Genomic DNA, 20,795 nt, shown 5'->3' on the forward strand with positions numbered 1-20,795 from the left:
TCTCTTTTCGAGTCTGTCCGGGGCGGCGCCGTGGCTCGCTGACTTGGAATAAGTTACGCACGAGTGACGCGAGAATCAAATCGGCTGGTCAGCGGCCTGAATCGGAGCAGAACTCGACGAAGGCCGACCATTCCGACCGATCCCCGTGGGCTGGGACAACGTCGTGTCGCCGTTGCCGAGGGTGGCCACCGCGTCGGCGCGGCTACCCGGTCGCTACGGGATGACTCTGCCGCGAGGTGCACCGCCGGATCACGGAGAAGCCGGCGCACTGCCCCCTTCCCCGCTCTCCTACCCCGCTGCAACGCGTCGGGCCCGGCGGATACGAGTGCGTCCACTACGTCGACTCATGGCTTCGCCCCTCCTCCCTCCCGGTCTCCCGCCAGGCGAGTGCCGCACTCGGGGACCGGAACGAACTGGTCCCGGCGTCGGCCACTCACTCGCCCGCCTCACGCCGCGGGTCACATCCGCGTTCCACCCGGCCTGGGTTGGACGATGTGCAGCGGAGGCCCCGGGGACCGCCGGACGAGTCGCCCGTCCTCACCCAGCATCTGGTCGGCACCGACTCTGTTCCCGCCGCCAGACGTCAGCCGGCTACCACTCGCGTAGCCGGCCGTCGACGAACCGGAAGCCGGCGCCGTCGTCGGTGCACTCGATCCCCCCGACCAGCGCCGTACATGAGATCCCGCTGACCGTGATCCGCTCCCCGGGCTGCAGAGGCTTCGCCGGTGCGGGGAGTTCCTCACCGATCGAACGCACCACCTGCCCGACACTGATCAGGATCTCGTTCGGTGAACCGTGGAACGGGCCGTTGCGCACCTCCGGCGCCCCGGCCGGGAACGTGACGAAGCACTGGGCGGCCATGTCACCGCCCGCCGGATAGAACCCGCAGGTCCTGGCCGGCGAACCGGGATAGATCCACCGGTAGTACCCGGCCATCCCGGGAAGGGCGAAGCGACGCGGATCGACGTCGACGATGGGCATCGTCGACGTGGACGAACCGCTGGACGAGACCGACATCGAGACCGGCGCGGTGGATGTGACCATCGTCTGCACGACCGAGGTGTCGGTGTCACCGCCGTCGATGATCCCGCACCCGGCGACTCCGACGATCGACGTCAGGACTCCGACGGCGATGCGGTAGCGGCGGGCGCAGGACACGGGCACGATGCGCTCCATCCGTCCGGTCGGGATTACGAAGAAAGCGTAATCCGCCACATCCCCCGGCGACGCCGCTGCAGACCGAGTTCATCTGCCCGGACTAATACATGTCCGAACGTCCGAACACTCGATCGACATCGGTTGTCCACAGGTGCCGCTCCATCCACATCGGCGTGTGCGACCAGCCCGGTGGCGACGGTCACCCCACCTACGCTTCGAGGGCATCGGGATCTGCACCACCGACGATGTGGCGCATGACGGCAGGGGGAGGCCATGAGCGACAACGACTTCGACGGAACTGTAGTGGACGGGGCGGGCGAGGAGGCGTGGCGGCGTCATCGCATCGGGCTGATCCGGCAGATCGCCGGCCTCGACGGCGGGACGGAACTGATCATCGCCACCGACCCGCGGCACACCGGACCGCGGGCACGGATCACCGTCGTGGCGACCTCGACAGGGATCCGGATGCACATCCACCCGCAAGATCTCTACGTCGACCCGGGTCGGTTCCTCCGGCAGCTCGACACCCTCACCGCCCTCGGCTGGGGCGCCGGCGTGGCGGGTGAGGTGATCGCCGACGCCGACCGGCGACACCTCGGCGAGCTCACCGACCTGGTGGTGCTCACCCTGCGCGAGGTGTGCGACGTGGTGTTCCCGATGCATCTACAGACCCTGCCCGGCGATCGTCGACCGGCGAGGTCCCACGCCGACCGGGCTGCGTGATCACCGATGACCGAATCGTTCGATGACCTGGTCGACGTCGCATGGCACGCCTTCGCTGCGGAACTGGCCTCCCGACTCGGCGTCCTCCAGCGGCCCCACAGCGTCGGACTCACCCCGGCGGACGGGCCGAATCGCAGCCTGGTGGTGTTCACGGTGATGGGGTCGGGCAGGGTGCGCGCCACCCTGGGCCAACACCTGCCGTCGGCGGCGGGCCACGTCGACGACCTGGCGCGAGAGCTGCCGGTACGCCGGGACGATCGCAACGAGGGCTGGCGGAAGGTCCGGCGACGGTGGGTCACCGAATCCGGGCGCCGCGACCTCCCACTGCTGGTCGCGCGGGTGGTCCGGGTGCTGCGGGACATCCTCGACGTCCCGCATCCGTCGTTCATCACCGTCGCCGACTCCGCCGGGCCACCGTCGCCACCGGAGCCCCACCGGCCACCGGCATCAGTACCCGCCGAGGGCGACCAGGCCTGCCACACGACCCCGGCGATCATGATCACCGACAACGGCTACCTGCTCGGGTGGGCGCAGCAGGTGCTGTCGATGGAGCTGGGTCAGCAGTTGGCCGTCGGCGGGCGCGGCATGATCGCGCTGCCGGCGACCGATGCACTCCCCTCGCGGGCCTACGTCCCCGATTCCGGGCACCGGGTGATGTTCGTCGCGACACTGACCCACCGGCTGACCGATCCGATGTTGCTGGCCACCCTGATCGGCCGGTACTCCGAACGATTCCAGTCGATCTCGTTCTGCCACAGCAACGGCCACGTCTACGCGATGCGCACGGTGGAGTGCACCGTGTTCCATCCCGACAACCTCGTGGCGGTGCTCACGGAATGGCGCACCTTTGTCTCGGAGGTGGGCGAGGAGCTGTTCACCCTGATGAATCCCGGCGGGCCCGGCGCACACGACTGCCCCGACAGCGACATCCCGGTGGGCTTGCAGACCCTGATCGACCTGTACCACGACGGCGATCTGACCCCGCACCGCATCGTGCACCTGACCAACGGCAAGGTGGACAAGCTCAGGCAGTACCGCGCGGTGTGCGGGGAGCTGATCGAAGGCTGTCAGCTCGGTGGCGACGACGCCCGCGAACGCAATGCCCCCTTCGACGAGATCGCGATGTACCGGCGCATGACCGCCGACCTGCGAACCCTGTCGAGCATGCTCGACCAGGCGATCCTCCTGGTGCAACGCTCGGCAGGATGAGCGGGGCCGGCCGAGCCCGACAGGTCATCGGAGGTGGTCGACCTCGTTGACCGACAGGATCTCGCGGTGGTCACCGGGCCGGGCCAGCACGCGGGTCACCGATGTGTAGAAGGGGTCGGTGAAGAACGCCTGCGGCAGGCCGAGGATGTGCGTGAGATAGGCGTTGATCACGCCACCGTGACAGACGATCGCGACGGTGGCCTCGTCGTACCCGTCCCCCGCGTCACGTCGTGCACTGATCACCTCCTCGACACCGGCCACCACCCGCCGCCGGAACGCCTCGGGATCGAAGCTGTTGTCGCGCAACCGTCCTGCGTTGAGATCGGCCCAGATCTCGCGGCGATCGGTGTACGAGGAGAGGTCGGTGCCATACGACGTCCACCCGAGGTCGAACTCGGCCAGGCGCGGGTCGAGGTCCAACTCGAGGCCCAGGGCGTCGGCACCGGCCTGTGCGGTCTGGTGCGCTCGCCGCATGGGGCTGCTGACCATCCGCTCGACCCGACCGTGCCGGCCACCGGCGAGGGCCTTCGCCAGGCGGGCGGCCTGATCCTCGCCCTCCGGGGTGAGCTGTGGGTCGGCGCCGGCCGGGTCGTCGACGTGAAACGGTCGGCCGTGGCGGATCAGCAGCAGTTCCATCGGTCCAGTCTGACCCAACCGGTCCCGACGTCGCCCTTGTAGGTCACCGTCGGGTGGACTGCTCCGGTTTAACCCGCATTGCGCTCATGGGTTTCCCACCTCGACACCCACTCGTAGGTTTCCCCGCAGCTCCATGCACCAGCTTTCGTCGCCCATCGGGCCCCCGTTCTGCCAGGAGAAACCATGACCTCGTTGTCCGCCGTACCCACCCGTGACCGATTCGCCGACGTCCTCGCCCAGATCGCCGACGGCGCGGTCGACCGCGAACTCGGCAACATCAATCCCTTCGACCAGGTGCGCCTGGCCGCGCAAGCCGGATACGGCAGGCTTCGACTGCCGGCCGAGCTCGGCGGGGCGAACCTGAGCCTGCGCGACCTTTTCTCCGCGGTCATCGATCTCGCCGAGGCCGATCCGACCGTCGCGCACATCTACCGCACCCACTTCTGGCTGACCGAGGAGTTCCGCAACCTCGGCACCCCGAATGCGCAGCGGTTCCTGCAGCTGATCGCCGACGGCAAGGTCTTCGGCAATGCCACCAGCGAACGCGGCCCCAAACCGGCCGGCGACTTCGAGTTCACCACCACCCTGACACCCGACGGCGACCACTACCGCCTCAACGGGGAGAAGTTCTACACCACCGGCACCCTGTTCTCCGACTATGTCAGCGTGTGGACGGCCAAGGGCACCACCCTGACCTCCATCGTCATCCCCACCGACCGGACCGGGGTGGACATCCTCGACGACTGGGACGGCTTCGGTCAGCGTCGGACCGGCTCGGGCACAACCCGATTCACCGACGTCGTGGTCACCGACGACGACATCCTGCGGGTGTTGCCACTCGACGAGACACCCCCGCAGTCCACCCAGGGGTCGTTCGTGCAGCTGTACCTGCACGCGATCATCGCGGGCATCCTGCGGTCGGTGGTCACCGACGCCACCGCCCTGGTCGAAGGCCGGGCACGGAACTTCTCGCACGCCACCTCGCCGCGTCCGGTCGACGATCCGTCGTTACAGCAGGTGGTCGGCGAACTCGCATCGCTGGCATATGTGACCGAGGCGGCCGTGCTCTATGCAGCCGAGACCCTCGATGCCGCAACCGAATCGGCGGTCGACGGCGTCCAGGATCCGGCGCTGGCGCAGGCTGCGGCACTGGCCACGTCGAAGGTCAAGGTGGTGGTCGACGAGATCGGCACCCGCGCGGCGACCCTGTTGTTCGAGGCGGGCGGCGCCTCGGCATCGAGCCGCGACAAAGACCTCGACCGGCACTGGCGCAACATCCGCACCATCACCCTGCACAACCCGGCCCGCCTCAAGGCACAGGCCATCGGTGCCAATCTGCTCACCGGCCAACAACTTCCCGCCAACGGCTACTTCTGACCGGCCGATCACCGTCACCCACCCCCTCGAGGAGATATGTCCACCACCCCACCGCCCCTTCGGTTCTCCGCGTTCGTGATGAACACGTCGTCGCACATCCTGCAAGGTGTGTGGCGTACCGACGAAGCCGACAACATCAACTTCAACTCACTCGAGCACTGGGTGAACCTCGCGAAGGTGCTCGAACGCGGCAAGTTCGACTTCATCTTCTTCGCCGACGTCGTGGGCCTCTACGGCGACTACGACGGCGGCTACGAGAAGTACGTGCAAGCGGGACTCCAGATCCCGTCGAACGATCCGTCGGTGATCGCCTCGGCCATCGCCTACAACACCACCGACCTCGGCATCGCGATCACCAGTTCGGTGCTGCAAGAACATCCGTTCAACTTCGCGCGGCGGATCTCCACCCTCGATCACGCCTCCAACGGGCGGATCGCCTGGAACATCGTCACCAACGGCCTGTCGAACGCGTCACGGAACTTCGGCTTCGACCAGCTCGAGGAGCACGACGAACGCTACGTCTGGGCCAACGAGTACGCCGACGTGGTCTACAAACTGTGGGAGGGCTCGTGGGACGACGGCGCCCTGCTCCAGGACAAGGAACGCGGTATCCACGCCGATCCGGCCAAGGTGCACAAGATCTTCCACGAGGGCAAGCGGTACCGCGTCGAGGGCCCGCATCTCGTCGCGCCGTCGCCGCAGCGCACCCCGGTGCTCTTCCAGGCGGGATCGTCACCGGCCGGCCGGGAGTTCGCCGCGCGCAACGCCGAGGCCCAGTTCATCATCGCGCCGGGACCCGAGCAGGCGCGCGCGCTGGTCGACGACACCCGGGCCCGGCTACCGCAGCACGGCCGGGACCCCCACGACCTGCGGTTCTTCCAGGGACTGAACTTCGTCATCGGCAGCACCGAAGAGGAGGCGCGGCGCAAGGAGCACGAGCTCGAGGAGAACATCGACCTCGACGCGATGATCGCGCACCTGTCCGGGGCGATCGGGATCGACTTCGGCAGCCACCCGCTCGACACCCCGCTCGGTGCGATCGAGACCGAGGGCATCCGCAGCGTGATCGACTGGGTGCGTGAGTCCGTCGACGGCCGGGAGGCCACCATCGAAGACCTCGGCCGGCTGCAGGGACGCAACTCGCGGGTCGTCGGGACCCCGGAACAGATCGCCGACCAGCTCGAGCTGTGGCGTGATGCCGGCGTCGACGGGATCAACGTCGTCAACGCCTCCATCCCGGGCAGCTACGTCGAGTTCGTCGACCACGTCATCCCGGTGCTCCAGCAGCGAGGTCTGGCACAGACCGAGTACGCCCCGGGAACGGTACGACGCAAGGTGTTCGGTGACGACCACCTCGACGAGCGGCATCCCGCCGCACGCTACCGCGGCGCGTTCACCCCGGTCGGGGTCTGACAGCAGGCCATCACCCGCGACAAAGGCTCCACACTTACACAGAAACCCCGACTTTCGGTCGGGGTTTCTGCGTAGGTGTGGAGGGTTTGTCAGGCGTCGATCGTCGGGACCGCGGCGAGCAGTTCGCGGGTGTACTCGTGCTGCGGGCGCTCGAAGACATCGTCGGCGGCACCGTATTCCACCACCTCACCGCCACGCATCACCAGGATGTCGTCGCTGATGTGGTGGATGACGCCGAGGTCGTGCGAGATGAACAGCAACGCCACACCGGTCTCGGCCTGCAGCGTGGCGAGCAGGTCGAGGATGCGGGCCTGGATGGACACGTCGAGCGCCGAGACCGGCTCGTCGCAGACGATCACCGACGGCTCGGGCGCGAGGGCGCGGGCGATGGCCACACGCTGCCGTTGACCCCCCGACAGCTTGAGCGGATGCCGGGTGCGGAACCCGTCGGAGAGACCGACGCGGTCGAGCAGCTCCGACACCCGGGTATCGGCCGCGGCACCCCGCAGACCGGTGACCCGCAACGCATCGGTGAGCACGTGCTCGACGGTCCAGCGCGGATCGAACGAACTGAGCGGATCCTGGTAGATCACCGAGATCTGATTCCGCCGATCCCGACGCTGCTTGTCGGTCAGCCCACTCCAGGGCTCCCCGTTCAGTTCGACGCTTCCGGAATCGGGGACGGTGAGGCCCAGCACCATGCGGGCGGTGGTGGTCTTGCCGGAGCCGGACTCGCCGACGATCCCGAGGGTGCGACCGGGTGCGAGGTCGAAGCTCACCCCGGCGACCGCGGCACGCTCGGTGGCGTTCTTGCCGCTGAACGTCTTGCGCAGGTCCCGGACCCGTACTGCGGGGGGTTGCGCGTCGTCGACCGGCGCGGGAGCGGGCAGGGTGGCACCGCTGGTGAGCAGCGTGCCCTTCGATGCCCGCGACGGTACCGACGCGAGCAGGCCCCGGGTGTACTCGTGCTGCGGATTGCGGAGCACCTCGTCGACGGTGCCGGCCTCGACGATCTCACCGTCGCGCATCACCGCGACACGGTCGGCGAGCCGGCCCACCACGGCGAGGTCGTGCGAGATCAGGATGATGCCGTTGCCGCGCTCCTTGGCCTCGGCGAGTACCTCGAGGATCTGCGCCTGCACGGTGGCGTCGAGGGCGGTGGTGGGCTCGTCGGCGATCACCAGCGTGGGGTCGTTGGCCAGCGCCGAGGCGATCAGCGCGCGCTGCCGCTGGCCACCGGAGAGCTCGTATGGCCGCTGCCGGGCCCGCACACGCGGTTCGGGCACACCGACCAGGTCGAGCAGTTCGACGACCCGCTCGTGCCGCGCGGTACGGCCGAGGCGGCCGCCGTCACGACCCCGATGCGTCGAGAGGGCCTCCCCGATCTCGGCGCCGACGGTGCGCAACTGGTCCAGCGAGACCAACGCATCCTGCAGGACGAAGCCGATCTCGCTGCCGCGGATCGACCGCCACTGCCGATCCGACAGACCGAGCAGGGACCGGCCGCCGAACTCGACGGCGGCGGCGTCGATCCGGGCACCGTCTCCGGTGAGCCCGATCAGCGTGCGGGCGGTGACCGACTTACCCGAGCCGGACTCACCGACGATGGCCAGGCACTCCCCCGGTTCGACGGTGAACGACACCCCCTTGACGATCTCGCGGCCGCCGAAGGAGATGTGCAGGTCCCGGACCTCGACGAGGTGGGTGGCCTCAGCGAGACCGGTACCTCCCCGAGGGAGGTCGGTGGTGGATTCTTCGAGCTCGATACTCATCGTCGGGTTCCTTCCAGACGTGCGCCGAGGTGGCGACCGAGAGTGGTGAATGCCAGTGCCACGACGACGATGACGAGGCCCGGGAAGATCTCCAGCCACCACGCGACGGTGATGTAGGAGCGACCGGAGTCGAGCAGGGCGCCCCATTCGGGGGCGGGCGGGGCCACACCGAGACCGAGGTAGGCCAGACCCGACGCCCAGATGATCGCCTGTCCGACGCCGAGGGTGACGGTCACGATCATCGGACGCAGCGAGTTGGGTGCGATGTGCTGCACCAGGATCCGGCCACGCGAGTGACCGAGTGCGGTGGCCGCCTCGATATACGGGGCATTGCGCACCGCGAGCACCTGACCGCGCACGATGCGGGCATAGCCCGGGGCGATCCCGATTCCGATGGCGAAGATGAGCGTGGCCGCACCGGGGCCGAACACCGAGGTCAGCAACAGACCGAGGAGCACGGTGGGAAAGGCGAACATGATCTCGATCCACCGGTTGGACAGGGCGCCGGCGATCCTGCCGGACAGACCTGCGGCCAGGCCGAACACGATGGCCAGGACAGTCGCCACCCCCACCGCGCCGAGACCGATACCGAGGGACTCGCGGGTGCCGTAGATGATGCGGCTCAACAGATCCCGGCCCGACAGGTCGGTGCCGAACCAGTGCGCCCAGCTCGGCGGTTGCAGCGTGGCGTCGAGGTCGATCGCGAACGGATCGTACGGGGCGAGCAACCCGGGCACGATCAGGGCGATCACCAGCAGGGCGATGACGACCAGCGAGGCGATCACCCCGGCCGGCAGCGACAGTCGCCACTTCTCCTCGGCCGGAAGAGGATTGCGGGTCTTGAGACCGGCGAGCAGAGACGTCGGATCCGAACCGCCGGCACTCTGCCCGGTGGGCTTCGGCTGGGCGGGATCCGGCTGGGTGCGGTCCGGCGGTGTCGAACCGGACGGTGAGTCGGTGGTGGTCACGGGACCTCGATCCGGGGGTCGATCTTGGTGTACAGGGCATCCACCAACAGATTGGCGATGGTGTAGATGAAGGCGACGAAGATGACGATGCCGCTGACCAGGGGAACGTCCCGGGACGAGGCGGCGGCCACCAGGGTCTGGCCGATCCCGGCCCGGGCGAAGACGGTCTCGGCGATCACCGCACCCGACAGCAGTGCGCCCATCGCCCAACCGGACACGGTCACCGCGGGGATCACCGAGTGCCGCAGCACATGTCGCGCCCGCACCGACAGGTCGTCGAGACCGCGACTGCGGGCGGTGAGCACGAACGGCTGCTCCAGGGCACGGGCGAACTCGTCGCGGGCGATCTGACCGAGGAAACCGGCGAGCGGGATCGCCAGGGTCAGTACCGGGAGCACCAGACCCCAGGCACCGGTGCCGCTCTCCACCGGGAACCAGCCCAGGTTGATCGCGAACACGACGAGCAGGATCGACCCGATCCAGTACTGCGGCAGACCGGCACTGACCGTCTCGACGACCGAGCCGATCGCACCCCACGGCCCGCGCCGTCCGGCGGTGAGCGTGGTGAGGAACAGCACCAGCAACCAGGCGACGACGAGCGCACTGACGGTGAGGACCAGGGTGGGACCGATCTGGTCGGCGATCACCTCGCTCACCGGCTGCTGCAACTGATACGAGATGCCGAGATCACCGCGCAGCAGTCCGCCGAGATAGTCGAGGTACTGCCGCCACACGGTCTGGTCGAAGCCATACTGCGCGTTGACCGGGGCCAGCTCGTCGGGGGTGCGTTCCCGGCTCTGCCCGCTGGAGAGATTGAGCAGCAGGGTGGCACGGTCGCCGGGGGCGTAGACCTGCAGCAGGAAGGTGATGGTGGCCGCGGCCCACAGGACGAACACCGCCGACCCGATCTTGCCCGCCCACCGCACCGCCGTGCGCGAGGGACGCCACGCGGTCCACGATGATCGCGCTGGTTCGGCAGGTGTTGTGCCGCCGATCTTCTCGTCGGTGATGGTCACTTCACAAACCTCGCATCCGCGAACACCGGTTCGCCCTGGGACTTCTCGATCCACACGTCGTGCAGCTTGGGCGACGACGCGATCGAGGTGGTCTGGGTGTAGAGACCGATCGCCAGTGCATCGTCGGCGATCAGCTGCTGTGCATCGGCGTACAGGCGTGTGCGCTGCGCCGGATCCGGTGACGCATTGGCCTGCTCGATCAGACCCTGCAGATGCGGATCGTTGTAGTAGGCGTTGTTGAACGGATTCGGGTTGTCCTCCAGCCGCTGCCGCCAATTGATCAGCAGGAGACCGGGAGTGGGGCTGGTCCAGTAGCCGACGATGGCGTCGTAGGTGTCGGGTTTGGCGTACTGGCCGCCGAAGTAGGCACTCTGGGTGGCCGGCTTCAGTTGCAGATCGAAGCCGACCTCACGCGCCTGTGCGGCCACGTCCTGCAGGATCACCGCACCCTCGGCGCCGACGATCGAATCGGCCGGGTAGACCACGCGGGCGGTCAGTCGCTGGCCGTTGCGGGTGCGGATGCCGTCGGCATCGCGTCCGGTCCACCCCGCCTCGTCGAGCAGCTGGTTCGCCTTGGCCGGGTCATAGGGGAAATCGCCGGCGGACGGGTCGTAGTCGGGGGTGCTCTGGCTCAGCGCACCGTTGGCGTTGTAGGGCACCACCCCGAGATAGGCGGTCTCGACCGCCTTCTTGCGGTCGGCTGAGTAGGCCAGCGCCTGCCGCACCAGCGGATCGTCGAAGGGTGCGTGAGAGGCGTTGAGCGTGATCGCATTCGGGCGTCCCGGCGTGATGTACTGCTCGGTCTGGAACCGGCGGGTGGCATCCGCCCAGTTGATCGCGGGCACGTTGTAGATCACGTCCGACGATCCGCTGGTCAGCGACCCGTAGCGCAGGACCGGGTCCTTGAGGAATTTCCAGATGACCTTGTCGACGTAGGCCGGTCCCTGGTGCCGGGCATTGGCCGGGGCCGAGTTGTAGTTGTCGTTGCGCTCGAAGGTGATGGAGCGGTTGCGATCCCAGCGGACGATCTTGAACGGTCCGGAGCCGATGGGCTGTTCGCAGTTGGCCTTGGCCCCACGGGCCAGCGCCGCCGGCGACTGGATTCCGAAGTAGCCCTGGGTCAGCACGGTCAGCAGCGGATCGTACGGCGACTTCAGGTGCATCCGGTAGGTCAGCGGATCCACGGCTTCGTCGGACTCGAAGTACGGGCCGATGTAGGCGGCGACCGTGCCGTTGGGCGCCTCCGGATTCAGGTAGGCGGCGAAGGTCGTCTTGACCGCTGCCGCGTCGAGATCGGTTCCGTCGGTGAACTTCACGCCGGGTTTGAGATGGAAGGTGTAGGTCCGGCGGTCCGGGGAGATGTCCCACGAGGTGGCCAGCCACCCGACCACCTGACCCGAGTCGTCCAGGGACACCAGATTGTCCAGGTACTGGCGGGCCAGGTAGGCGTTCTGCACCCAGCCGCCGTGGATGCACGGTGGTTCCTGCTCGTGTCCGTACTCGATGACGCCACCGGAGAGATACTCCCCCTCGGCGGGTGGGACGCCGGTGGACCGGCCGTCGCCGGTCTGCGGGCCGCTGCAGGCGGCGAGGACAACACACGCTGCCAGCCCCAGGGCCGGCAGCAGGCGCGTCCGCAGTGTGCGGACAGGACGGATCACGAGGACTCCTTGCTCGGTGGACCGGCCAAAGCTAGAGGCAGATGACCGCCGGGCACATCGCTTGCCGTCAAGCTGATTTCAAGGGGGTGGCGGCGGTGCACCGCATCGTAGCCTCGAGCGCATGCCCGCACCCTTGAGATTTTCCGCCTTCGTGATGAACACGACCTCGCACATCCTGCATGGTGCGTGGCGTGCGCCGGAGGCCCGACAGACCGACTTCAATTCACTGGATCACTGGATCGGTTTGGCAAAGACGTTGGAGGAGGCGAAGTTCGACTTCATCTTCTTCGCCGACGTGGTGGGACTCTACGACGACTACCAGGGCGACTGGAAGAAGTTCGTCGACTCGGGACTGCAGATCCCGTCCAATGATCCCCTCGTCCTGGCCTCGGCCCTCGCCTCGCACACCGAGAATCTCGGGATCGCCATCACCAGCTCCATCCTGCAGGAGCATCCGTTCGACTTCGCGCGCAAGATCTCCACCCTCGACCACGCATCGAACGGCCGGGTGGCGTGGAACATCGTCACCAGCCTGTCCGACAACGCCTGGCGCAACTTCGGATACGAGGGCATCACCGGACACGACGACCGCTACGCCTGGGCCGACGAGTACGTCGACGTGGTCTACAAGCTGTGGGAGGGATCCTGGGACGAGGGAGCCCTGCTGCAGGACAAGGAATCCGGGCTGCACGCCGACTTCAGCAAGGTGCACAAGATCAACCACGTCGGGCCCCGCTACTCGGTGGAAGGCCCCCATCTCGTGTCGCCGTCGCCGCAGCGTACCCCGGTGCTGTTCCAGGCCGGATCGTCGCAGACAGGCCGACGGTTCGCCGCCCGTAACGCCGAGGCCCAGTTCATCGTGTCACCGTCACCGGACGCCGCCCGCGGGCTGATCGACGACACCCGCAGGCTAGCCACCGAGGCGGGCCGCGACCCGCAGGACATCCAGTTCTATCAAGGGCTTTCGTTCGTCGTCGGCAGCACAGAGGAGGAGGCGCAGCGCAAGGCACGCGAACTCGACGAGCTGATCGATCCGTCGACGATCATCGCGCACTCGGCGGGCGGCATCGGCGTCGACCTCGGGTTCTACGATCTGGACACCCCGATCGGCAAGATCGAGACCGAGGGTAGCCAGAGCCTGGGGATCTGGCTGCGCGAGGCGGTGCCCGACCGCGAACCCACCGTGCGCGATCTGGCCCAGTTACGCAGTCGCAGTGGACGTGTCGTGGGTACCCCAGAGCAGATCGCCGACACCCTGGCACAGTGGCGCGATGCCGGCGTCGGGGGGATCAACGTGATCAATGCGACCATCCCCGGCAGCTATGTCGAGTTCGCCGAGCAGGTGCTGCCGGTGCTTCGGGAACGTGGTCTGGCACAGCAGGATTACACCGAGGGCAGCGCCCGCAAGAAGCTGACCGGCCGGGACCGTCTCCCGGAGAGCCATCCGGCCGCCCGCTACCGCGGCGCATTCGCGGAGGTGCCGGCATGACCGTTGCCACCCGCGTGGTCGCCGACCGCGGCACCGTCCTCGACGAGATCGCCGCCGAGTCGGCCGTCCGCGAACGTGCCGGACAGGATCCGGCCGAACAGGTGGAACTGTTGCGTTCGGCCGGGCTCACCGCACTGACCCTCGACACCGAACACGGTGGGGGCGGCGCGGATCCGGTGGAACTGCTGGACTTCGTGATCGACCTGGCCCGTGCCGATCCGATCACCGCCCACATCCTGCGCGCACACTTCTGGTTCGTCGAACAGATCCGCCGGCTACCCGACGGCCCGGTGCGGCAACGGTGGAGTGCAGAGATCGCTGCGGGCAAGATCTTCGGCAATGCCAGCAGCGAACGCACCGGAACCGCAGGCAGTTTCGAGCTGAGTTCGCGTCTGACACCCGTCGGCGACGGCTGGGTGCTGACCGGGGAGAAGTTCTACTCCACCGGCACCGCATTCTCCGACTACGTTGCCGCACAGGCGATCCTCGATGACGGTACCGGACGGGTCGCCCGGGTGATCGTTCCCGTCGACCGGCGGGTGTGACGGTGGTCGACGACTGGGACGGTATCGGCCAGCACCGCACCGGGACCGGGTCGACCACGTTCACCGATGTCGCGGTCTCCGACGACGAGATCCTGGCGATCCTCGATCCGTCGTCGGAACTCCCGATCGCCAACGACGCCCCACTGCTGCAACTGTTCCTGCAGGCCCTGATCACCGGCATCCTGTTCTCGGTGGCCGACGACGCGGCCACCCTGCTGCGCTCGCGGACGCGGAGTTTTGCCCACGCCCCCGACCCGTCGCCGCGGCACGACCCGATCCTGCTGGCCACCGTCGGTGAGATCGATGCGGCGGCACATGTGGCCCGTGCCGCGGTCCTCGCCGCCGGCGCCGACATCGAGGCGGCAACCCTCGCCGCCCGACGCGGCGATATCGATCCCGAGCTGTTCGACCGGGCCGCCGTCGCCGCGGCCCGGGTGAAGGTGCACGTCGACCGGGTGGCCCTGCCCGCGGCGTCGTCGTTGTTCGAGGCCGGCGGCGCGTCGTCGGCGAGCCGGGCCCGCAACCTGGACCGGCACTGGCGCAACATCCGCACCATCACCCTGCACAACCCGACGTCGTACAAGGCGGTGGCCGTCGGGGACCTGCTGGTCAACGGCAACCCGCTGCCGCGCAACGGCTACTTCTGAGCGCTGCCCACCGCAGCCGCCCGACGCCGACGAATCCGTGCGGTGGTGAGCCATCACCGCACGGACGTCGGTGGCGGGGTCTAGCGTGTACTCGTGACGTCAGCTCCACCACGTCTGCGGCTCGGTCAGATCATCACCGGTGACACCGGCCACCGCTATCGCATCGACCAACGCCTCGGCTCCGGCGGGTACGGCGCGCTCTACCGTGCGTCGCGGCTGGCGCGCGCGAGCGACCGGTCGCTGCGCACCGTGTGCGTCAAGGTCTGCGCCAGCGCCGCCGACTGGCACGGTGAGGCCCACATGGGCAATCTGCTGGCCGGGCAACCCGAGGTGGTCCGGATGCTCGACGCCTTCGCCTTCGCCGCCGGTTCCCACGGGACCACCCGGTATGCGATCGTCACCGAATACCTGCGCGAGGGCACCGTCGCCGACCGTATCGCCGACGACGCCTGGCGCGGATGGTCGGCGACGACGGTACGCCGCGAAATCCAGCGCCTGCTCGGTGTGCTCCGGCTGATGCACGCGGCCGGGGTCACCCATCGGGACATCAAGCCCGACAATGTGTTCCTGCGCGACGGGCACCTCGTGCTCGGCGACTTCGGGATCGCCAAGCACTCGCTGAGCCCCAAGAACTCCCCCGTCGACGCCTACACCCCGGCCTACACCCCCACCGACATGGAGCACCGCAGGCACTGGGCGACGTGGCTCGACATCTACCAGGTGGGATTGCTCGCCTGCACCCTCCTGACCGGGCAGGACTGGACCAACGACGACGTCTCCCGCATCCGGTCGCTGCCCGCCCCGGAGGATCTGCGGTGCTGGATCTGGCATGCCACCGCAGGGAAGGGACTGCGCTACGTCGACGGCACCCAGGCGCTGGCCGCACTCGTCGATCTGCGGTCGGTGGACATGGGCCCCAAGCGCGGGCCGGTCTCGTTGACCGGCCATCACGTGGTGGTGACCGGGCGCTTCGACACCGGCACCCAGCGCGAACTGCACCACCTCATCGAGGGGGCCGGCGGGACGATGGGCTCCACCGTCACCGATGAGACCACGGTGCTGGTGCGGGGCGCGGGCGCCGACGGCACCACGGGTGGCGTCGGCGAGGGCCGCATCCTGTTCGCCGTACACGAGCGCAAACGCCGTGGCCAGCAGATCCATGTGATCGACGAGACGCGTCTGTGCAAGCTGGTGGGTCTGGTGTCGGTGTCCCGGTGAGACACCGACACCGCGCGCTCAGTTGACCCAGCACTCCCCTCGGCCGCTGTAGCGGTCGACGGCGGTCTCGCGCGCCATGGTGGTGGCGTACTGCCGCTCGAAGGCCGGCAGCAGCGCGCGGTTGCGGGTTTCGAGCTCGTCCTGCCAGGCGCGGATCTGCGGGCCCCGCTCCTGCAGCTCGGCGAGCACGGCCTGCTCGTCGACAGTGGTGATCACCCCGTCGTCCAGGACGATCCGGCCGTCGACGACGACGGTCCGGATCGACGATCCGTTCTCGGAGTACACGAGGTGGTATTCGGGACGGTTGCGCGGGGTGAACGAGAGGGTGGTCATGTCGTAGAACACCAGATCGGCACGCTTGCCGACCTCGATGCTGCCGACCGTGTCACCCAGACGCGCCGAGCGGGCCCCGCCGAGGGTGCCCGCGGTGAGCACCTCCTGCGCGGTGGGCCAGCGGCGGTGGTCGGGACCGGTCACCTTGTGCAGCAGGGCGGCGGTCTTGACCACCTCGGACATCCGTGCGGTGTCCGAACTCGACATGCCGTCGGTGCCGAGCCCGACAGTGATCCCCTTGTCCATGTACTTGCGCCACGGCGCGATCCCCGAGCCGAGTTTGAGATTGGAGATCGGGTTGTGCGAGACCGACGCCCCGGCGCCGGCGATCACGTCGAGATCGTCGTCGGTGAGCCAGATCCCGTGGGCCATGGTGACATGCTCGTCGAGTACGCCGAGGGACTGCAGGTGCCCGACCATCGTCTTGCCGAACCTCTCCTCGGCGGTGACCGCCTGGGTTCGGGTCTCGAGCACGTGGATATGGAATTCGAGGTCGAATTCGCGAGCGAGTTCGCTTGTGCCGACGAGCATCTCGGGGGTGCATCGTTGCGGCGCCGAGGGGCCCACCATGAAGCGCAGCCGCCCGTCCCCGAAGTCGGCGTAGCGGGTGGCTGCCGCACCGGCGAACGCCAGGTAGTCGTCGGTGCCGGTGACGGCGAGCGCGTCGAGCTCGCGACGCAGCTCCGGCTCGAGCGTGTCCCGCAGGAACGGGAAGTGATCGATGAACGGGACATCCATCACGTGCCCGGAGATGTTGGCGCGGATGCCGATCTCGTCATAGGCATCGAACACCGCGGCGAGCTGACCCTCCGACTGCCCAGGGATCTCCAGGACGTCGTCGACCAGGGTGGTGACACCGTTGCGCAGCGACTCGAGTGCCACCAGCTGGGAACGCAACCGGATGAGATCGGGGGAGATCGGCTCCAGGCCGAGCACCGGATAGGACAGCAGCATCCAGTGTTCGAGCGGGAGGTTGTCGAGCCGCGCCCGGTACAGCGCCTCCCAGGAATGCGTGTGCGCGTTGACATATCCGGGTGTCACCAGCCGATCCCGACCCTCGATGAGGGTCTCGTCCGGACCGATGACGAGGTCGGTGCCGATCTCGGTGATCTGGCCACCACGGACCCGGATGGACCGGGTGATCGGGGTGGCCCCGTGGACGTCGTCCATGGTGAGCACGGTGGCGTTGCGGATGAACAGATTTCGGCCGTCGGGGTGGAGAGCAGAGGGGTTGAGGGCAGAGGGGTTCTGGGCAGAGGGGTTCTGGGTGGTGGATGCGTGGGTCATCGTCGTTGTCCTTCGGAGGCTCGGAGAGGTGGTCAGCGGGCCGCTAGCCGGGTGCGGCCGAATTCCAGTGCGGCATAGGCAAATGCGGCGGTGATTCCGCCGGCCAGCCAGGACAGGTCCAGCCCGCCGAGGGCCTTCGCTCCGGGGCCCTGCAGGATCGACAGCGTGCCGTACATGAAGATCCAGGTGCTCAGGACACCGATCGCGAGGGCGATCAGAGCGGTCGGCCGGACCATCGGGATACGACCTTCCGCCGGTGCCGCGAACAGGTCTGCGGCGTTCACGGATTGACGTGCCACGTAGAACCAGTGCACGAGAACCACCGCGGCCCAAGGGGTCACCCAGCCGACGATGGCGACCAGCCAGGTGTCGATGATGGTCGCGAAATCGCTGTTGAGGACGAAGAACACCACCACGGCCATGGCCACGACGCCGATCAGGACGTTGAGGATGCGACGGTCGATCCGGATGTCGAGGGCCTGGGTGGACACGGTGCAGGTGTAGATGTTGAGGATGTTGGTGGCCAGCGGACCGTGCACGACCAACAGCAGAACCGGGATGGCAAGGGCGCCATAGGCGTCGACGATGATCTGACCCGGGTCCCCCGAGGTGCTCAGCGTGGCCAGGGTGGCGCCGAGGGCACCGAGCCAGATGACCGGGATGAACTGACCGAGCGCGCTGGCCAGGAACAACTTCCGGGACGGGACATCACGCGAGACGAATCGGGAGTAGTCACCGGCGTAGCCGAGCCAGGTCAGTCCCCAGCCGATTCCGATCGCCGTCATCACGGTGGTGATCGCGCCCCAGTGCGCGGAGGTACCCAGTGACGGGTCGGTGGCGTGGCCCCAGTCGACGTCGAGTCCGATCCAGGCGACGCCGGTCATCACCATGAGGATCGCAACGGTGGGTGGGACGGTCCAGCGTTCGAAGGTGGAGATGACGCGGTAGCCGAACCACGCGATGGTGACCTGAGTGATCATGATCACCGCGGCGACCAGGATGCGAGCGCCGTTGTTGGTGCCGCCCGCGTCGATGATGCCGATGCGGCCGAGCAGGGCCATCACCAGGTCGAGCACGATCCACGTGTTCACCGCACACCAGCCCATGCACACCACGGCCTGGACGGCGGCCGGCAGGTAGGCACCGCGACGGCCGAACACGGCGCGGGACAACACCATTCCGGTGACCCCGGTGCGCTGCCCGATGACCACGAACAGGCCGAACAGCGCCATGCCGATGGCGTTGCCCGCCACGAGCACGGCGATGGTCTCCCAGAGGCCGAGCCCCATGCCCACGCCGAGCGCACCCAGAACCCAGTTGATCGGTGCGATGTTGGCGCCCGCCCAGATCCAGAACTGTCCACGCAGGTCATGGGTTTTGGCCGACTCGGGGATGAGTTCGAGCTCGGCCTCGTGGTCGCCGTGGTCGGGGCCGGCGGTGTGATCCGGTCGGGGTCGGGTGTCGGATTCGCCACCGGCACGGGTGACGGTGTCGAGATCAGTGGTGTCGCCGGTGACCACTGCAGAACGCTTCACCACCGATCGGAGTGCGGCAAGTGAGGTCATGATGGGGGTTCCTGTCGGGAAGGGATGTCCAGTGGGATCGGCGCGCCTTTGCGCTCCCATCAATCATCGCGGCGCGAACTCCCGGGGACTATGTACATAATGTCTGTGACTGATCGATGAGTGTCGACGATGTGCTCATCACGTCCGACCGTGCTCCACCCACACCGGCCTGCGAGACCAGATGAGCGATCTTTCCGACACCACCGGTGGTCTGACCCTGCGTGACGCGCTCGACGATCCCGCGCTCGCCGCCGCCCGGCCGACCGTTCTCGCCGGGTGGAACGCACTGTGCACCCCGCTGCGCTGGGTGCACACCAGCGAGGTGCTCGACGTGGCCGACCTGCTCTCCGGCGGAGAGTTGGTGTTGGTGGCCGGGGTACTCCTCGGTGACGCCGACGAGGCCGCGATGCGCGCCTATCTCGATTCGCTCGCCGACGTGGGGGCCGCCGGCCTGGCCGTCGAAGGACCGCGCCTCGGCGGTGTTCCACAGCCACTCGTCCACCAGGCCGCCGCCCGCGGCTTCCCACTCATCGAGCTCGGTGAGGTGGTGCGCTTCGTCGACGTCACCCATGCGATCAACAGCCGACTGGTCGCAGCCCAGGTGCGCGAACTCCAGGCCAACGACCAGGTGACCCACACACTCGCCGGAATCCTTGCCGCCCAAGGCGATATCGCATCGATGGTGGAGGCGCTGTCGGAGTTGACCGGATGCTCGGTGACGGTGCGCTCGATGGCCGGGGCGGTGATCGCCGAGACCGCCGTCGCCGACGCCCGTCCCCGCGGCTACGCACGTGTGGCGCCGATCGACTCGGCCGGCGTGACCGTCGCCACCCTGGAGCTCACCCCCCGCACGGGCGTCGATCTCCACCTCATCGAGGCCGCCTGCCGACGCGCCCCGGAACCGCTCGCCCTGGCACTGCTCCGCGGACAACCGCTCACACGGTCGGATCAGCATGTGCGCGAGATCTTCCGGCTACTCGCCGTCGGCGCGGACCGAGACAATCGCCGACGCCCCGAGGACGTTCTCGCCGCCCAAGTCGCCACCGCCGGGCTGGGTCTCGACGGCCCCGGCCTGTTCGTCGGCGTGGTGGCCATCTCCGTAAGTGGCACACTGCACACAGTGGAACTGTCGGAGGCGTTGCGCCGCAACGGGAACAGTGTGCTGTCGGAGATCCGGGACGGTGCCCACCGCTCGATCGTGCGGATACCGATCCGCGGTTCGACCCCTACGGGCGGTGACGTGGTCGACCTCCTCACCTCGTCGGCCCTGCCCGGGGACCTGCGGATCGGGGTCACCGAACCGGCCCCGGACATCCTCTCGCTGGCCCCGTCGATGGCGACGGCCCGCACAGCAGCGGGGTCGGCGTCGGCGCGCGTGTACGTCGTCCGGGCCCGCGATGTGGTGGTGGCGCACCTGCTCGACGATCTCGACGCCGCCGCCGTCGGCGAGTTCTGCACAGAGGTGCTCGGTCCGCTGTTGGACTCCGACCGCGCCGACGAGCTCCTCCTGACCCTGGTCATGCTGCACCGCTGTGGTTCTCGGGTGGCCGCCGCGCAGACCCTGAACATCCACCGTCAGACCATGTACCAACGACTCGACCGGATCGGCGTCATCCTCGGTGGGCTGCCCGACGAAGCCACCGGCGCCCGCGGCGCACTGATCGTCGCCGCCGAACTGGAACTGGTGCGACGCGGCATCGCTCCCTGACGTCGGCGGTGGTTACGTCGACGACTTCGGCCGACCGAGGTTTCGACACGCCTCGTCGCTCCGCTCCCCA

The 20,795-nt window shown here is 68.1% G+C and carries 15 protein-coding genes and 1 pseudogene; 8 read left to right on the forward strand and 8 right to left on the reverse strand.

Annotated elements, in window-relative coordinates:
• Positions 1-591: 591 nt before the first annotated feature.
• The gene (locus GD1_RS20015) at positions 592-1,164 is read right to left on the reverse strand and encodes a hypothetical protein (RefSeq protein ID WP_157079565.1); all 573 of its coding nucleotides are present in this window, start codon (positions 1,162-1,164) and stop codon (positions 592-594) included.
• Between the two features lie 267 nt (positions 1,165-1,431).
• On the opposite strand from GD1_RS20015, the gene GD1_RS20020 reads away from it, so the two are divergent.
• Positions 1,432-1,881 carry a TY-Chap domain-containing protein gene (locus GD1_RS20020; protein ID WP_059039291.1) on the forward strand — a complete coding sequence of 150 codons (450 nt, stop codon included), beginning with the start codon at positions 1,432-1,434 and terminating at the stop codon, positions 1,879-1,881.
• A gap of 6 nt (positions 1,882-1,887) precedes the next feature.
• Positions 1,888-3,090, forward strand: coding sequence for a TY-Chap domain-containing protein (locus GD1_RS20025; RefSeq protein WP_059039292.1), 1,203 nt, complete (start codon positions 1,888-1,890; stop codon positions 3,088-3,090).
• A 24-nt stretch (positions 3,091-3,114) separates the two neighbouring features.
• Here the strand turns inward: GD1_RS20025 and GD1_RS20030 are convergent, their stop codons facing one another.
• Positions 3,115-3,726 (reverse strand): histidine phosphatase family protein, encoded by a 612-nt coding sequence (locus tag GD1_RS20030; RefSeq protein WP_059039293.1) that lies wholly within the window; start codon positions 3,724-3,726, stop codon positions 3,115-3,117.
• Positions 3,727-3,909: 183 nt separating this feature from the next.
• Between GD1_RS20030 and GD1_RS20035 the strand changes: the two genes are divergently transcribed.
• A complete protein-coding gene (locus tag GD1_RS20035; RefSeq protein ID WP_059039294.1) occupies positions 3,910-5,103 on the forward strand; it encodes an acyl-CoA dehydrogenase family protein in 1,194 nt (397 codons plus the stop codon).
• 36 nt (positions 5,104-5,139) lie between these two features.
• Entirely contained in the window at positions 5,140-6,516 is a 1,377-nt protein-coding gene (locus GD1_RS20040) for an LLM class flavin-dependent oxidoreductase (protein ID WP_059039295.1), read from the forward strand.
• Between the two features lie 89 nt (positions 6,517-6,605).
• Here the strand turns inward: GD1_RS20040 and GD1_RS20045 are convergent, their stop codons facing one another.
• The 4 genes from GD1_RS20045 to GD1_RS20060 all read right to left on the reverse strand — a co-directional run bounded on the left by GD1_RS20045 (position 6,606) and on the right by GD1_RS20060 (position 11,933).
• The gene (locus GD1_RS20045; protein WP_083534509.1) at positions 6,606-8,288 is read right to left on the reverse strand and encodes a dipeptide ABC transporter ATP-binding protein; all 1,683 of its coding nucleotides are present in this window, start codon (positions 8,286-8,288) and stop codon (positions 6,606-6,608) included.
• Positions 8,285-9,091 (reverse strand): ABC transporter permease, encoded by an 807-nt coding sequence (locus GD1_RS20050; RefSeq protein ID WP_053776173.1) that lies wholly within the window; start codon positions 9,089-9,091, stop codon positions 8,285-8,287. Before GD1_RS20050 ends, GD1_RS20045 begins: the two co-directional genes overlap by 4 nt.
• Before the next feature lie 161 nt (positions 9,092-9,252).
• Entirely contained in the window at positions 9,253-10,272 is a 1,020-nt protein-coding gene (locus GD1_RS20055) for an ABC transporter permease (protein ID WP_020790402.1), read from the reverse strand.
• Entirely contained in the window at positions 10,269-11,933 is a 1,665-nt protein-coding gene (locus GD1_RS20060) for an ABC transporter substrate-binding protein (protein ID WP_059039296.1), read from the reverse strand. Before GD1_RS20060 ends, GD1_RS20055 begins: the two co-directional genes overlap by 4 nt.
• A 121-nt stretch (positions 11,934-12,054) precedes the next feature.
• Between GD1_RS20060 and GD1_RS20065 the strand changes: the two genes are divergently transcribed.
• From GD1_RS20065 to GD1_RS20075, 3 genes and pseudogenes are all read left to right on the forward strand, one after another.
• Positions 12,055-13,422, forward strand: a complete 1,368-nt coding sequence (locus GD1_RS20065; RefSeq protein WP_059039297.1) for an LLM class flavin-dependent oxidoreductase — start codon at positions 12,055-12,057, stop codon at positions 13,420-13,422.
• Positions 13,419-14,614, forward strand: a pseudogene (locus tag GD1_RS20070) (acyl-CoA dehydrogenase family protein). Before GD1_RS20065 ends, GD1_RS20070 begins: the two are co-directional and overlap by 4 nt.
• Before the next feature lie 93 nt (positions 14,615-14,707).
• A complete protein-coding gene (locus GD1_RS20075; protein ID WP_059039298.1) occupies positions 14,708-15,832 on the forward strand; it encodes a protein kinase domain-containing protein in 1,125 nt (374 codons plus the stop codon).
• Between the two features lie 18 nt (positions 15,833-15,850).
• Here GD1_RS20075 and GD1_RS20080 read toward each other — a convergent pair whose 3' ends face one another.
• Together GD1_RS20080 and GD1_RS20085 are read right to left on the reverse strand one after the other, a co-directional pair.
• The gene (locus GD1_RS20080; protein WP_083534511.1) at positions 15,851-17,452 is read right to left on the reverse strand and encodes an amidohydrolase family protein; all 1,602 of its coding nucleotides are present in this window, start codon (positions 17,450-17,452) and stop codon (positions 15,851-15,853) included.
• A 32-nt stretch (positions 17,453-17,484) separates the two neighbouring features.
• Positions 17,485-19,017 (reverse strand): cytosine permease, encoded by a 1,533-nt coding sequence (locus GD1_RS20085; protein ID WP_059039299.1) that lies wholly within the window; start codon positions 19,015-19,017, stop codon positions 17,485-17,487.
• A gap of 181 nt (positions 19,018-19,198) precedes the next feature.
• Between GD1_RS20085 and GD1_RS20090 the strand changes: the two genes are divergently transcribed.
• Positions 19,199-20,725: a PucR family transcriptional regulator gene (locus GD1_RS20090; RefSeq protein ID WP_059039300.1), complete on the forward strand. Its 1,527-nt coding sequence runs from the start codon at positions 19,199-19,201 to the stop codon at positions 20,723-20,725.
• Positions 20,726-20,795 lie beyond the last annotated feature (70 nt).

The sequence above is a fragment of the Gordonia desulfuricans NBRC 100010 genome (assembly GCF_001485495.1).
GTDB classification, from domain to species: domain Bacteria; phylum Actinomycetota; class Actinomycetes; order Mycobacteriales; family Mycobacteriaceae; genus Gordonia; species Gordonia desulfuricans.